General features: G+C 61.0%; 13 protein-coding genes. 7 read left to right on the top strand and 6 right to left on the bottom strand.

Going from position 1 to position 14,437, the window contains the following annotated elements; genetic code table 11:
- Positions 1-192: 192 nt before the first annotated feature.
- Complete coding sequence (gene robA / locus JL05_RS04135; protein ID WP_015376605.1) at positions 193-1,062, top strand: MDR efflux pump AcrAB transcriptional activator RobA; 870 nt, start codon at positions 193-195, stop codon at positions 1,060-1,062.
- On the opposite strand, the gene gpmB is transcribed toward robA, so the two are convergent.
- Complete coding sequence (gene gpmB / locus JL05_RS04130) at positions 1,059-1,706, bottom strand: 2,3-diphosphoglycerate-dependent phosphoglycerate mutase GpmB (protein ID WP_033631752.1); 648 nt, start codon at positions 1,704-1,706, stop codon at positions 1,059-1,061. The two genes, robA and gpmB, sit on opposite strands and share 4 nt — an antisense overlap.
- Before the next feature lie 101 nt (positions 1,707-1,807).
- On the opposite strand from gpmB, the gene yjjX reads away from it, so the two are divergent.
- Positions 1,808-2,326, top strand: coding sequence for an inosine/xanthosine triphosphatase (gene yjjX / locus JL05_RS04125; protein WP_004933015.1), 519 nt, complete (start codon positions 1,808-1,810; stop codon positions 2,324-2,326).
- An 11-nt stretch (positions 2,327-2,337) separates the two neighbouring features.
- Here yjjX and trpR read toward each other — a convergent pair whose 3' ends face one another.
- Together trpR and sltY are read right to left on the bottom strand one after the other, a co-directional pair.
- Positions 2,338-2,667: a trp operon repressor gene (trpR, locus tag JL05_RS04120; protein ID WP_016929152.1), complete on the bottom strand. Its 330-nt coding sequence runs from the start codon at positions 2,665-2,667 to the stop codon at positions 2,338-2,340.
- Between the two features lie 54 nt (positions 2,668-2,721).
- Positions 2,722-4,650: a murein transglycosylase gene (gene sltY / locus JL05_RS04115; RefSeq protein ID WP_033631751.1), complete on the bottom strand. Its 1,929-nt coding sequence runs from the start codon at positions 4,648-4,650 to the stop codon at positions 2,722-2,724.
- A 639-nt stretch (positions 4,651-5,289) separates the two neighbouring features.
- On the opposite strand from sltY, the gene yfiR reads away from it, so the two are divergent.
- The 4 genes from yfiR (at position 5,290) to ettA (ending at position 9,485) form a co-directional block, all read left to right on the top strand.
- Positions 5,290-5,895: a regulatory sequestration protein YfiR gene (gene yfiR, locus JL05_RS04110; RefSeq protein WP_015376603.1), complete on the top strand. Its 606-nt coding sequence runs from the start codon at positions 5,290-5,292 to the stop codon at positions 5,893-5,895.
- Positions 5,892-7,139 (top strand): diguanylate cyclase DgcN/YfiN, encoded by a 1,248-nt coding sequence (gene dgcN / locus JL05_RS04105; protein ID WP_033631750.1) that lies wholly within the window; start codon positions 5,892-5,894, stop codon positions 7,137-7,139. Before yfiR ends, dgcN begins: the two co-directional genes overlap by 4 nt.
- A gap of 38 nt (positions 7,140-7,177) precedes the next feature.
- Positions 7,178-7,675, top strand: coding sequence for an outer membrane lipoprotein YfiB (gene yfiB / locus JL05_RS04100; RefSeq protein ID WP_015376601.1), 498 nt, complete (start codon positions 7,178-7,180; stop codon positions 7,673-7,675).
- Between the two features lie 142 nt (positions 7,676-7,817).
- Positions 7,818-9,485, top strand: a complete 1,668-nt coding sequence (gene ettA, locus JL05_RS04095) for an energy-dependent translational throttle protein EttA (RefSeq protein ID WP_033631749.1) — start codon at positions 7,818-7,820, stop codon at positions 9,483-9,485.
- 30 nt (positions 9,486-9,515) lie between these two features.
- Here ettA and JL05_RS04090 read toward each other — a convergent pair whose 3' ends face one another.
- Complete coding sequence (locus JL05_RS04090) at positions 9,516-10,427, bottom strand: LysR family transcriptional regulator (RefSeq protein WP_033631748.1); 912 nt, start codon at positions 10,425-10,427, stop codon at positions 9,516-9,518.
- A gap of 97 nt (positions 10,428-10,524) precedes the next feature.
- On the opposite strand from JL05_RS04090, the gene JL05_RS04085 reads away from it, so the two are divergent.
- The gene (locus JL05_RS04085) at positions 10,525-11,526 is read left to right on the top strand and encodes a zinc-binding alcohol dehydrogenase family protein (RefSeq protein ID WP_033631747.1); all 1,002 of its coding nucleotides are present in this window, start codon (positions 10,525-10,527) and stop codon (positions 11,524-11,526) included.
- 31 nt (positions 11,527-11,557) lie between these two features.
- On the opposite strand, the gene JL05_RS04080 is transcribed toward JL05_RS04085, so the two are convergent.
- Entirely contained in the window at positions 11,558-12,991 is a 1,434-nt protein-coding gene (locus JL05_RS04080; protein ID WP_033631746.1) for a glycosyltransferase family 39 protein, read from the bottom strand.
- A gap of 133 nt (positions 12,992-13,124) precedes the next feature.
- Positions 13,125-14,399 carry a multifunctional transcriptional regulator/nicotinamide-nucleotide adenylyltransferase/ribosylnicotinamide kinase NadR gene (gene nadR, locus JL05_RS04075; protein ID WP_015376596.1) on the bottom strand — a complete coding sequence of 425 codons (1,275 nt, stop codon included), beginning with the start codon at positions 14,397-14,399 and terminating at the stop codon, positions 13,125-13,127.
- Positions 14,400-14,437 lie beyond the last annotated feature (38 nt).

Raw genomic sequence — 14,437 nt, 5'->3', positions numbered from 1 at the left:
AAATTGCTATGATGCGGCGTCGTTATTTCTTTGCGCCCACTACGGTGTACCCCAATCCAACTCTGGCGCGGCATGCGCAGCAGAGGCAAAGAGTGCAACGCATAATGGCTCATGGATCGGTCTGATAGCGCAGCACCAGCGTGACGAATCAACAGTTCGGGTTCCTACCCCCAAGCTTTACGAGGAAGATCTATGGATCAAGCCGGTATCATTCGTGATCTGCTTAGCTGGCTGGAAAGCCATTTGGACCAACCCTTGTCGCTGGATAACGTGGCGGCCAAGGCAGGCTACTCCAAATGGCATCTGCAACGGATGTTCAAAGATATTACCGGTAACGCCATCGGTGCTTACATCCGGGCAAGGAGGCTGTCCAAAGCCGCCGTCGCGCTGCGTTTGACCAGCCGGCCGATTTTGGATATCGCCCTGCAATATCGCTTCGACTCGCAGCAGACCTTCACCCGCGCCTTCAAAAAACAGTTTGCGCAAACGCCGGCGCTGTACCGCCGCGCCGAAGACTGGAATGCATTCGGCATCTGTCCGCCGATCCGTCTGGGAGCCTTCACCTTGCCGCAGCCGGAATTCGTCTCGCTGCCGGACAAGCAGCTGGTCGGCCTGACCCAAAGCTACTCCTGTACGCTGGAACAGATCACCACCGTGCGCACCGAACTGCGCTCACAGTTCTGGCGTCAGTTCCTCGGTGACGTCGAAACCCTGCCGCCGGTGCTGTACGGGCTGCATCACTCGCGACCGAGCCAGGAGAAGGATGACGAACAGGAAGTGCTGTACACCACGGCGCTGGAGCCGGATCAGGTGCCTGACAAGGTACAGGAAGGCCAGCCGCTGGTGTTGCCGGGCGGTGAGTTTGCGATGTTCAGCTACGAAGGGCCCACCGAGGGACTGCAAGACTTTATTCTGACGGTCTACGGCACCTGCCTGCCGGCGCTCCAGCTGACGCGCCGCAAAGGGCACGACATCGAGCGCTTCTATCCGAAAGGCGAGCGCCGTCCGCATCAGGCACCTATCGAGATCAAGTGCGATTACCTGATCCCGATTCGGCGTTAACGCTGCAGTTCGTCCAACGCGGGCGTGTCCAGATGCGTGACATCGCCCGCCGTTTCCACGATCCAGCCGGAAGCCAGCCACGGGCTCTGCTGGTGATCGACGCGCGACAGTGAGCAGTTGCGCAAGCGCAGGCGGCGTTCCGCATAGGCCGGCAGCCCCAGCACCGTACTGATCAAACACCCCAACGCGATACCATGACTGACGAGCAGCGGCTTGCTGCCTTCAGGCAGCATCAGGCAACTCTCCAGCGCGGCGCGCATGCGCTCGCCCAGCTCCTCCATGGATTCGCCTTGAGGGATTCGGCCGTCAGGAGTACCATCGACCATCTGTTTGCGCCACTGCTCTTCCTGCGGCGTCAAACCGTCGATCAGGCGTTCTTCCAGAACCCCCATGTGCAGCTCACGCAAACGCGGATCGCTAATCACTTCGCAGCCACAGGCGTCGGCGATGATCTGTGCGGTGCGGCGCGTGCGCCCCAGATCGCTGGTAATGATGTGCGTAATGCCTTCTTTGCTGACGCGCCTGGCGACCAGACGGGCCTGGTGTTCACCCATGGCGGTTAACGGGCTGTCGGACTGACCCTGGATGCGGCGAGCCGCGTTCCATTCCGTTTCGCCATGGCGAACGAGGTATACCTGTAACATTTTTGTTTTCCGTTATACTGCGTGAAATTTGCATTTATCCCCGGCCCGGTGGCGCTTTTGCCGCTGCCCGGCGTATCGGCCAGAAGGATATCAAACCCGTTATGTACCATGTTGTCGCTGCAACTACCAACCCGGCAAAGATCAAGGCTATTCAACTGGCCTTCGATGACGTCTTTGGCGCAGGCCAATACCGCATTGAATCCGTTGACGTCGCCAGCGGTGTCTCGCTGCAGCCAATAGGCAATCACGAAACCCGCACCGGCTCGCGTCAACGCGTGATGGAAGCGCGCCAGGTCAGGCCCGAGGCCGATTTTTGGGTCGGCGTGGAAGCCGGGATTGAAGAGAATATGACCTTCGCCTGGATGACCATAGAGAACCCGCACATCCGCGGCGAATCCCGCTCGGCGAGCCTGATGCTGCCGGAAGTCATCTTACAAGGTATTCGCGCCGGTCGCGAATTGGGCAGCGAAATGGCGGCGATCACCGGTAACGCCGAAGTGAAGCGCCAGGGCGGCGCCATCGGCGTCTTCACCGACGGCCGGCTGAGCCGCACCAGCGTTTACCATCAAGCGTTGCTGCTGGCGCTGGTGCCGTTCCACAACGCCATCTATCAGCAATAGCGAAGAGCCTGCTAGGGCGCATCGTGCAGCAGCTGCTGCTCAAGCCACTGTTTCAGCGCGGGCGACGCCGCTTTCAGGCTGTTTGAACCGCGGGTGATGGTGGCGATCCCCGCGCCCAGTTCATTTTTCAGCTCGCGCTGGCTCATCTCGCCGCGCATCAATTCCTGAATGATCCGTACCCGGGTGCCCAGCGCGGTGCGCTCGTCCGGCGTCAGCATCAGCTGCAGCAGCGGTTGATGCAGTTCTTGCGCAAACGAATTCTGCAGCAGCGCGACGAAGCGCAGCCAATCCTCATTGCCTTGTTCTGAAAGAGCGGGGTCGTTTAATGATAATTGCGTCATGGCAGCCACCATACTATTTAACTAGTACAGCAGCATACCATAGGGCCGTCAAAATCAATAACGTCTCTGCCACTCGGCGTCGGTCAGCACCTTGGCCGGCCGGTGCGTCAGATAGCGGTAAAACGCATCATAGGCCAACACATTCTTGACGTAGCCGCGGGTTTCCGAGAACGGAATGCTTTCGATGAACGCCACCGGATCGATCCGCCCCGCGCTGTTGCCCAGCCAGGTATTCACCCGCGACGGGCCGGCATTATAGGCGGCGCTCGACAGAATGCGGTTGCGGCCGAACTGCTGATAGACCGACTCCAGATAGCTGGTGCCGATGGTGATGTTAGTCTGTGGATCGAACAGCTGGCTCGGGCCGACGTAACCGGGAATATTGAACATCTGCACCGTATGCTGCGCGGTGCGCGGCATCACCTGCATCAGGCCGGTAGCGCCAACCGGCGACTGCGCTTTCGGATTCCAGGCGCTCTCCTGACGCGCGATCGCCATCGCGTAGCTGGTGGTGATCCCCTTGTCATCGGTCGCGCGGCGGAACTCCTGCGGCCAGGCGACCGGGAAGCGCTCCTCCAGATGATCCCACAGCTTGCCGACGATGGTCGCCTGCACGCTCAGATCGGCCCATTTTTGCTCAAAGGCGTAGCGCGCCAGCGCTTCTTGTTCCGGCCGGCTGCGGCTGGCGACGTAAGAGCCCCACTCGCTGCGGGCCAGGTTGTCCATATTCCAGTACATCAGCTCGCGCACCCGGGCGACCTCCGGCCCGTCGACCAGCGACGTGCGCGGCTTGGCCGCCACCGCCACCATCACCGGATAAGTGGCGTTCAGCTTCTGCGCCGCCACCATCGGATAAAAGCCGCGTTCGGTCATCAGGTTACGCAACATCTCCTCGCCTTCGGCGCGTTTGCCTTCGTCCATCAGTTGACTGGCGCGCCAGTAGCGCCACTCATCCTTGTTGCGCGACTCTTCCGGCAGGCGGGCCAGCCAGGTCGCGACGCCCTGCCGATCGCCGTTGCCCAACGCCATGCGCACCCGGCGCTCCAACAGCGAAGGCGAACGGCTGCGCAGGATCACCCGATCGCGCCACTGCGCCTGCTCGTAGGTAGCGTCGCTGCCCATCAGGCGCCAGGCCACCGCCTCTTCCAACCCCAGCCGTTCGTCGTCGCTCATTTTCTGCAGCCGCGCGAGCGTCGGGATCATCGCCCGTGCGTTTTCCACATCCTGCCGCGCCAGGCGTTCAAAGGCGATGCCGGTAGCGGCGCGGGTAAAGTCAGTCGGCCCCACGCTGCGGGCGAAGGCTTCCACGGTGGTCGGATCGTTTTGCAAGCGCACCAGGGCGTTGCCCATGGTCTGATAGTCGGCCGGCAACTGGTTATAAAGGTTGCTGACCAGCGAACTGTTACCCTCTTTCAACGCCAGCTTCATGCGCGCCAGAATATCCAGCGGCGTTTGCTTGCCTGCGCCGCGCCAGACGCTGAACAGACGATCGCAGGCGCCCGGCAGCGTTTTGCCGTTCAGCCACAGTTCATCGGCACCGCTCCAGGCCGCCTGCTGGTCGCCGGTAGCCCATTTGGCGTAGTAATAGTTGCAGCGCGCCGCCACCGGTTTGGGCGGCTGCGCGCTGAAGGCCAACAGAGTGCGCCAGTCTTCGCGCCGCGCCAGTTCATTGACGAAGCGCGGCACCAGTGATTTCGCCGGCGGCAGCGTCGGGTGGCGTTTGATAAAGTCGTTCACCTCGGAGAACCCCGCCTGGCTCAGATCCTGTGTCAGCTCGCGGTATTCCAGGTAAGGATAAAGCGGGTAATCGCGCAGCGTCGGCATCAGCTGCGCCACCACGTCCATCTGATTGCCATCCCACGCCTGTTTGATCTGCTGGTAACGCTGACGTTGCGCATCCAGAGAATCCGCCAGCGCCGCGCCTGAAAACGCCGTCAGACACAGGCCCATTGCCAACAGCCGTCGCTTGTCCACCTTGACCATCCTCGCTCTTTCCTCACTGGTTATACCGCAGGAGCCGCCCAGCTCCCCCGGTGACCGCCGCACCACGGCGCCGCGGGACAAAATAAAGCCGGGCGCACGGCCCGGACGCGGATATCTACCATAGACAGCGCAATCGCTTATCCATTCAATACTGTAGAAGAAGAAGTGTATCGCCATGACGCGGGCCAGGTAAAAACGTTTACTTTGGCTGACAAATCAGGCCGGCGGGATATTTCCAGCCACCGGATTTTTATTAGCTGCCCCGGCGCTTATTGGAGAAGTAAAATACTTTTTAATTATTAGTCATCACATTATTTGATTTGTTATATGGCGCCACCGTTGCGCAAATCGCCTGACAGCGGGCTAAACGCGCCAACTTTGCAGAAAAGCGGTGGCAAACCCGGGTGGGCATTTTTATACTATCAAAAATAAGTAAGATAATTCCGAGAAAACAGCACATAAAGCGCCCAACGAAGACATCTTATAATACAATCCGCGCCAATTATGGGTTAGATAGTGTTCATTAGGCAGTGCGACTGACAGCTTTCAGCAAAACGATTGTCCCTTCAAGCGGGCCGGATTTTTCCTTGTCAGGCCACGGCCTGCGAGCAGTGGATCAGGCCGGAATGGCGGGTGAAGATGGTGAATAAGACCGCGATAGCGATGCGTTGCGCAAAAAGCCCCGAACCGGGCTTCCTTGACGCACGCCTGAATATCGGCCGCCTGCTGCTGATCGTTTTGTTGGTGCTGCTGACGTTGTCCGAGCCTGCGCACGCCGCCGCTGATCCCTATCAAAAGCGCACGCACGCCGTGACGACCGTAGTGGTAGGCATCATCAGCTACGCACGCTGGTCGCGTGAACCTAATCCGATCCGCTTGTGCGTGACCGCACCCACCCAGTATGCCGAAGGGCTGTTTGATCCGATCCTGCTGAGCGCGCCGCGTCCGATTAAAGCCGAGCGCGTGCCGTTCGATAGCCCAACGCTGAGTACCGGCTGTGATGTCATCTACTTAGGGAACATCACCGCCGCGCAGAGACAAAATTTCATGCAGCGTATTTCCGGCAACTCCATTCTCAGCATCAGCGAGAACGATAGCGAATGCTCCGCCGGCAGCGCATTTTGCCTGCAGATTGATGGGGACCAGGCCAGTTTCAAAGTCAACCTGGACGCTCTGGCGCGCAGCGGCGTGCGCGTTCACCCCAACGTGTTGCAGCTGGCACGCAAACAGGCGCCGCCGCTATGAGGCTGTTGCGTAGAAACCGCTCCGGCAATGCGCGCCCGACGCTGGGCCGAGTGCTGCAGCGGGTGCATCTTGGGCTGGCGCTGATCGCCGTCGGCACCGCCGGCATCTTTTTGACGCTGGTGGCGCTGTTTGCGTTGCGCGCCTATGCCAATCACAACCTGCACCTGATCGCGCGCTCCATCAGCTATACCGTCGAGGCCGCCGTGGTGTTTGAAGACCGCACCGCCGCGCGCGAGGCGCTGATGCTGATATCCTCCAACGAAGAGGTATCAGACGCACGGATCCTCGACAACAACGGCAAGATGCTGGCCAACTGGCGCCATCCTACCGATGGGCCGCTGCACGGCCTGGAGCAGATCGTCGCGCACTGGGCGCTGCCCGAACCGGTCATTCTGCCTATCACCCACGAGGGCAAGCAGGTCGGCCAGGTCTGGCTGAGCGGCAACGGCGGCAGCCTGCTGCGTTTCCTGTTGCGCGGCATGGTCGGCATGATCGCCTGCCTGGTGCTCAGCACCCTGTGCGCCCTGGTGCTGTCGCGCCGCATGCTGGTCGGCATCGTCAGTTCGCTGGACGACATCGCCAACGTGGCGCATGCGGTGCGCCGCGATCGTACCTTCGGCCTGCGGGTGCCGTCAGCGCCTATCGCCGAGCTGCATGAGCTCAGCAACGATTTCAACGGCTTGCTCGACGAGCTGGAGGCCTGGCAGGCCCATCTGAAGCAGGAGAACGACTCGCTGGCTCACCGGGCGACGCACGACAGCCTGACCGGCTTGCCGAACCGCGCCTTCTTCGAAGGGCGGCTGAGCCGCGCGCTGGGCGATATCGAACCGCCGGCGAAATTGGCGGTGCTGTTTATCGACGGCGATCGCTTCAAGGAGGTGAACGACAGTTACGGCCACGCCGCAGGCGATGCGGTGCTGACCACCATTGCCGGGCGCATTCGCGCGCAGCTGCGCGAGACCGATCTGGTCGCCCGCCTGGGAGGGGATGAATTCGCCGTGCTGCTGGCGCCGGTACACAGCACGGAAGATGTCTTGCAGATCGCTGACAACATCATCGACTGCATGACGCAACCGGTCATTCTGCCGAACGACGAGGCGGTCATCACCTCTCTGAGTATCGGTATTGCGCTGTACCCTGATCACGCGTCGACGCCTCAGGGTCTTTTGCACGAAGCTGACGATGCGATGTATCAGGCAAAGCATCGTTATAACGGAGGCTGGCGGCTGGCTATACATAAATAAGAGCCCCGGCTATAACACTTGAACTAGGGATTTTGACTATGATACAGCAACTTTTTAAAGGCCGTTTTTCACTGCTGACGATGATGTTCGTCGCTCTGCTGGCGCTCGCCGGCTGCCAGAGCAAACCGCAGGGCCTGACACCCGAGCAGGTCGCGCTGTTGCAATCGCAGGGCTTCAAACTGACCGATAACGGCTGGGAGTTCGGCCTGTCGGATAAGGTGCTGTTCGGCAACAACATCGGCAAACTGAACCCGGAAAGCACCGAGACGGTACAGAAGATGGGCCGTGCGCTGCTGAGCGTCGGCATCACCAAGTTCCGCCTGGACGGCCATACCGACAACTACGGTGAAGACAGCTATAACGATCAGCTCTCCCTGCGCCGCGCCGATGCGGTGGCCGATCTGCTGGCCAGCGTCGGCATTCCGCGCGCCAATATCGAAACCCGCGGCATGGGCAAGCGCGATCCCGTTGCCGATAACCGCACCTCCAGCGGCCGTGCGGAAAACCGCCGCGTCGCGATCGTCGTCACGCCATAAGCCACCAATATGCGCCTTTATCGGCGCATAAACGGTTATACTTAGCGATCGCTGAGCGATGTCTGGGATCCGAGATCGAAACGGGCTACACTCATGCCGCCAGACATCCTATAAATACTGATATAGAGAGGCTTAGAGCAACGTGGCTCAATACGTCTATACCATGCACCGCGTCGGCAAGGTGGTACCGCCGAAGCGTCATATTTTGAAAAACATCTCCCTGAGCTTCTTCCCTGGGGCCAAAATCGGCGTGCTGGGCCTGAACGGCGCCGGTAAGTCCACCCTGCTGCGCATCATGGCCGGCATCGATACCGATATCGAAGGGGAAGCGCGCCCGCAGCCGGGCATCAAGATCGCTTATCTGCCGCAGGAGCCGCAGCTTAACCTCGAACACACCGTGCGTGAGTCGGTGGAAGAAGCGCTGGCGGAAGTGGTCGGCGCGCTGAAGCGCCTGGACGAAGTGTACGCGCTGTACGCGGAAGAAGGCGCAGACTTCGACAAGCTGGCCGCCGAACAGGGTCGCCTGGAAGAGATCATTCAGGCGCACGACGGTCACAACCTCAACGCCCAGCTGGAACGCGCCGCCGATGCGCTGCGCCTGCCGGACTGGGACGCCAAAATCGCCCACCTGTCCGGCGGTGAACGCCGCCGCGTCGCGCTGTGCCGCCTGCTGCTGGAAAAGCCGGACATGCTGCTGCTGGACGAACCGACCAACCACCTGGACGCCGAGTCCGTGGCCTGGCTGGAACGCTTCCTGCACGATTTCGAAGGCACCGTGGTAGCGATCACCCACGACCGTTACTTCCTGGATAACGTGGCCGGCTGGATCCTCGAACTTGACCGCGGTGAAGGCATTCCATGGGAAGGCAACTACTCCTCCTGGCTGGAGCAGAAAGACGCGCGTCTGGCACAGGAAGCGTCCGCCGAAGCCGCCCGTCGCAAGTCGATCGAGAAAGAGCTGGAGTGGGTGCGTCAGGGCGCCAAAGGCCGTCAGTCCAAAGGCAAGGCCCGCCTGGCCCGCTTTGAAGAGCTGAACAACACCGAATATCAGAAACGTAACGAAACCAACGAGCTGTTCATTCCGCCTGGCGCACGCCTGGGCGATAAAGTGGTCGAAGTCAGCAACCTGCGTAAGTCCTATGGCGACCGCCTGTTGATCGACGACCTGTCGTTCTCGGTGCCGAAAGGCGCGATCGTCGGCATCATCGGCCCGAACGGCGCGGGTAAATCCACGCTGTTCCGCATGATGTCCGGCCAGGAGCAGCCTGATTCCGGCAGCATTGTGCTGGGCGATACCGTCAAGCTGGCGTCCGTCGATCAGTTCCGCGACAACATGGACGGTTCGAAAACCGTGTGGGAAGAAGTCTCCGGCGGGCAGGACATCATGCGCATCGGCAACACCGAGATGCCAAGCCGCGCCTATGTCGGCCGCTTCAACTTCAAGGGTGTCGATCAGGGCAAACGCGTGGGCGAGCTGTCCGGCGGTGAGCGTGGCCGTCTGCATCTGGCCAAGCTGCTGCAGGTTGGCGGCAACGTACTGCTGCTCGATGAACCGACCAACGATCTGGATATCGAAACCCTGCGCGCGCTGGAAAACGCCCTGCTGGAATTCCCTGGCTGCGCCATGGTGATCTCGCACGACCGTTGGTTCCTCGACCGTATCGCCACCCACATCCTGGACTACCAGGACGAGGGCAAGGTGGAATTCTTCGAAGGCAACTTCACCGAGTACGAAGAGTACAAGAAGCGTACGCTGGGCGCCGACGCGCTCGAGCCGCACCGCATCAAGTACAAGAAGATCGCCAAGTAATACCCAAGGCGCCGCATGCGGCGCCTTTTTTTACTCCCGCGCCAGCTCGCGGGCGTAGTCGTCGAACGCCGGATGCTGCAGCACCACATCGATGAAGCAGGCCAACGCCGCGGAATTCAGCTTGCGGCTCGGGTAGACCAGATATAGCTCATTCCCTTCTGCGCGCCACGCCGGCAGCACCTCCACCAACAGTTTCTGCGCCACCACCTCGCGGCTGAGAAACGCCGGCAGCAGCGTGATCCCCGCGCCGGCGATGGCGCATTCGCGCGCATACAGCAGATTGTCGGTGGTGTGCGCCAGCGGCAGCTGCCAACGGTAGTAGTCATCGCCGCAGCGCAGGTTCCAGGCCGTCCAGGCGCGGTGGGCGATGCAGCGATGCTGCTGCAGCTGTTGCGGATGTTCGATCGGCGGGTGCTGCGCCAAATAGGACGGTGCGGCCAACAGATAGCGCGGCGCATACCCGAGACGGCGGCCGATCAGCGAAGAGTCCTGTGGCTTGCCGGTGCGCAGCGCGGCGTCGTAACCTTCCTGCACCAGATCCACCATGGCGTCGGACACCGACACCTCCAGCGAAACGTCCGGGTACTGGCGCTGAAAATCCGCTGCCAGCCGCGCCACCAGGGTCGCCCCCAGCCCGGCGGGCGTCGAGATGCGCAGGCGGCCGCTCGGGTTATCTCGCAGCCGCTGCAACGCCAGATCGGCCCGCTCGGCAGCAGACATCATGGCCTGACAATGTTCCAGATAACGCTCACCGGCGAAGGTCAGGTTCAGCTGGCGCGTGGTGCGATTGAGCAGCCGTAGCCCCAGCGTCTGCTCGAGCTGGCTGATGCGCTGGCTGACGCTGGATTTCGGCAACCCAACGCGCTGCGCGGCGGCGGTAAAACTGCCGCACTCCGCCACCAGCGCGAACAACGCCATGTCCTGCAGTTGTTTGAATTCCATTGTTCACCTTAAACGAACACTCCGTTAGATATTGTCCATCTTATCACCCCACTGTCGCGGGTCTACACTGGGGGCATCATTTGAAAGGAGTACAATCATGTCGATAAAAGCCATTGCCGTAGACCCGCAGAACCCCGCCGATTTCATCGAAATCTCACCGGAGATGCCGGTTCCCGGCCAGTACGATCTGCTGGTGGAAGTGAAAGCGGCGTCGGTCAACCCGGTGGACACCAAAGTGCACGCCGGTCTGCAGAAAAACGGCCTGCAGCAGCCGCGCATTCTCGGCTGGGACGCCAGCGGCGTCGTGGTGGACGTGGGCAACGGCGTCAGCGGCTTCAAGCCCGGCGATGAAGTGTGGTACGCCGGCGACATCACCCGCCCCGGCAGCAACAGCAGCCACCAACTGATCGACTCACGCATCGCCGCGCACAAGCCGCGCAGCCTGAACTGGGCCGAGTCCGCCGCCATGCCGCTCACCGCCCTTACCGCCTGGGAGGCGCTGTTCGAACACCTGAACATTCAGGACGCGCCGGAGCACAAGACGCTGCTGATCATCGGCGGCGCCGGCGGGGTCGGCTCGCTGGCCATTCCGCTGGCCGCACTGCGCAGCAAGGTGAAAGTGATCGCCACCGCATCAAGACCGGAATCCGCCGCCTGGTGCCGTGAGCGCGGCGCCGATCTGGTGGTGGACTACCGCGATCTGAAAGGTAACCTGGCGCAGCAGGGCATCGAGCAGGTGGATTACATCCTGTGTCTGAACGATACCGACGGCCACTGGCCGGCGATGGCCGAACTGATCGCGCCGCTCGGCCATATCTGCACCATCGTCGAGAACGCGCAGCCGTTGGATCAAAACGCGTTGAAGCTGAAAAGCGCCGCGCTGCACTGGGAATTCATGTTCACCCGCAGCATGTTCACCACCCCGGACATCGCGCAGCAGGGCAAGATCCTGCAGCAGGTGGCGCAGCTGCTGGACGAGGGCAAGCTGAGCACCACACTGAGCGAAACCCTGCACGGGCTGTCGGTAGACACGCTGACCGCCGCGCATCAACAGCTGCTCGGCGGCCATATGCAAGGCAAGCTGGTTATCGCTTACTGAGCCTGAATCGCGGCGGCGCGGCGCGCCGCCGTTACTGCGGACGAACGAAGCCGACGCACAGCGTCTGCTCGTCGCTATGCGGATCGGCGCGGAACGTCAGCGTCTGCTGCCAATCGAGGCGCATCTTCGGCCAGTGGGCCAACTCGCCGCCGAAGTCGCTGCGCGCGCAGTCCTCACCCAACCGCCCGAACAGGGCAACGCCGTGCTGCGCAATCTGCGGATAGCTGATGTTGACGTTGTAGATATTCGGCCGCGTATGATTGGACCAACGCGTAATGGTTCGCGGCCGGGAACCGGCGTACACCGTCATCCACTGCGACAGGTATTCGCCGCCGACGTAGCGCAGTTCAACGCCATACCGCTCCTGCCACTGCCGCTCCACCTCGGCGCTGAACGTCTTGATACCCACCATTTTCTGGCCGGCGTTGCGCACGTTGCCCAGCATCACCGCGGCATACCCCAGGTAGACCGCCAGCGCCGCGCACATCAGACCAATGGTCGCCGCGCGCAGCGAACGCACCGGCGGCTGGCGCACGCAACCGACCAACAGCGCAGGCGCCAGCATGAAGAACGGCTGCAACCATTCGGTCAGCCGGCCGCCGACGTTGAAAGAGAACCAGAAGGTAATGATGCCGAGCGGCAACAGGTAGACCCACAGCAACACCCGCATCGGCAACGCCGATGGCCAGGCCAGCACCGCCCCGCTGCGCCGCAGGATCCCCCACAGCACCAGCGACGGATAGAACACCAGCAGCAGCGACTGCAGCATGTCGAGATTGAGCTGCATCTTGATCTGCGAATCCACCCACTTGAAGGCGGCGAAATCGTGGTTCCACAACCAGAACACGTTCGGCAACACCAGCGCCAACCAGATCGCCACCGCCAGATAGAACTGCGGCTGGCGATAACAGCGGCGGATCTGCGGTACGAACAGCGTCGACAGCGCGGCGAAATAGACGAAGGCGAAGGTCGAGTACTTCGCCATCATCGCCAAACCGGCCGTCAGCGCGAAGGCCGGCCACCAGTTGGCCGAACGCGAAATAGCCAGGTGGAAAAACAGCGCCATCCACGGCCACAGCATCACCAACAGGTAATTGTCGTTGTAGGGAATGATGTCGAAATTGATGATGCCGGACAGGTTGAGCGTCAACAGCGCCATCCAGGCCAGCGAGGTGCTGCCGCTCAGCCGGCGCGCCAACAGCCAGACGCCCAACATGCCGATGGCGATGGCGATGAAGTGCCCGCCATACCAGTACAGGTTCAGCGGCAGCCACGAGAACCCGATCGCCGGCTGCATCGCCGCCCCGACCAGCCACGGGTTTTTCGGTGAGCCCCATTCGCCGTTGAGACCCCAGTTGAGCGCCTCGACGGCGTCGTAAGGCAGGGTAGGATCGAGATGAACAGTCAGCAGCGTCCAGGCTGCGGCATAGCAGACCAACCAAAGAGCGAGCAAGCGATAAGACATGTCTTCTTCTAAGCGTTATTGTAAAGAAAAGCTTAACGTAGTCGCTGTCGAATGAACCATGTTTAAACAAGCCGTTAAATGTGCGCCAGGGCGGCCGTTTCTGCCGCGCGATCGCACATTACGCTAATTTTGCTCAGCCTGCGGCGTGATGCTGGGCGGGCGCGTTCGCCAACCGGCCGGCGTCCGCCGCCAGCAGCTGTTGCACCAGCTCGACGCAGCGCAGGAAGCGCTCCTCGTAATCGCTGGACTCAACGTGCACATACTCGATATTGTTGGCGCGCAGCATCTCCTCCAGCAGGCGCTGGAACGCCAGCCGATCGGCGGTACTGCCGAGGCTGCGCAGGCCGTCCGCCACCCACGGCGTGTTGTTTTCCAGCAGGATCACCAGATCGAAACGGTATTCGTCGATCAGCGCCTGCACGAAGGGGTGTTCACGCCCCTCATACTTTTTGCAAAACGCCTGGGTGGTGACGAAATCGGTATCGATAAATGCCACCTTGTTGGCGTACTTGACCGCGAAATCCACGTATTGCGCCTGCCCGAGGGCAATTTTGTCGTAGTCGGAGTACTGCAGCGCCATCTCGTCGCCGCCCAGGTGCGAGAACACGTAATCGCGGCCATATTCCCAGGCGCTGGTGGTGTTGAAGATGTTGGCCAGCTTGTTGACCAGCGTCGATTTGCCGCTCGACTCGCCGCCGAGGATCGCCACGGTGCGCACGAAGAACGGCTTCACCTCGGTCGGGATGTAATCCCAGTAGCGGAACGGATCCTGGCGGATCTGATTGCCGCTGATGTTCATGAACGAACGCTCGGGATCGACCAGAATGGTTTCGATGCCCAGATGCTCGCGGTAACGCGGCGCATCCTGCGCTTCGCTGGAATAGATAAAGCTCGGCACGATGCCTTTCTGTTCCATAAAGGCCTTCATGCCGTCGCTCCACACGTTCCAGCCGTGCGGGTAGGGCTCGATGCCCTGCTCGTCGAACGAGTGGATATGGATGTTTTTCTGGTACTTGAAGGTCTGCAGCAGCCAGCGTAGGCGATCGCTGACCGTCGGCTGTTGCGACATCGAACTGTTCTCGAACAGTTCGCGGTCGCGCGGCTCGTCGTGGCACAAAATGACGTGCAGCTCATCCACCTGGCTGCAGGCGCGCTGGATCAGGTAGATGTGGCCGGTGTGCAGCGGGTAAAATTTACCAAACACCACGCCGACTTTAACCTCTTTACGCGGGAACTCCAGCCCGAGAAAACGGTGCAGCGCTTCCAGCTTTTGCGCGCTCGGGCTTTTGATCTTGTCGTTCAACAGCTGGCTCAGATAGCCCTTGGTCATGCCGCTGGCATCCGCCACCTGCTGCAACGTGCAGCCTTTTTGCTTGATGGACGTCTTCAGGTAATCAAATTGCGGCATGGCTACCTCCGTTTAGTATGCTAAACAAAATAGCATAT

The organism is Serratia nematodiphila DZ0503SBS1 (assembly GCF_000738675.1).
Classification (GTDB): domain Bacteria; phylum Pseudomonadota; class Gammaproteobacteria; order Enterobacterales; family Enterobacteriaceae; genus Serratia; species Serratia nematodiphila.
This window is presented reverse-complemented; position numbering and strand designations above follow the sequence as displayed.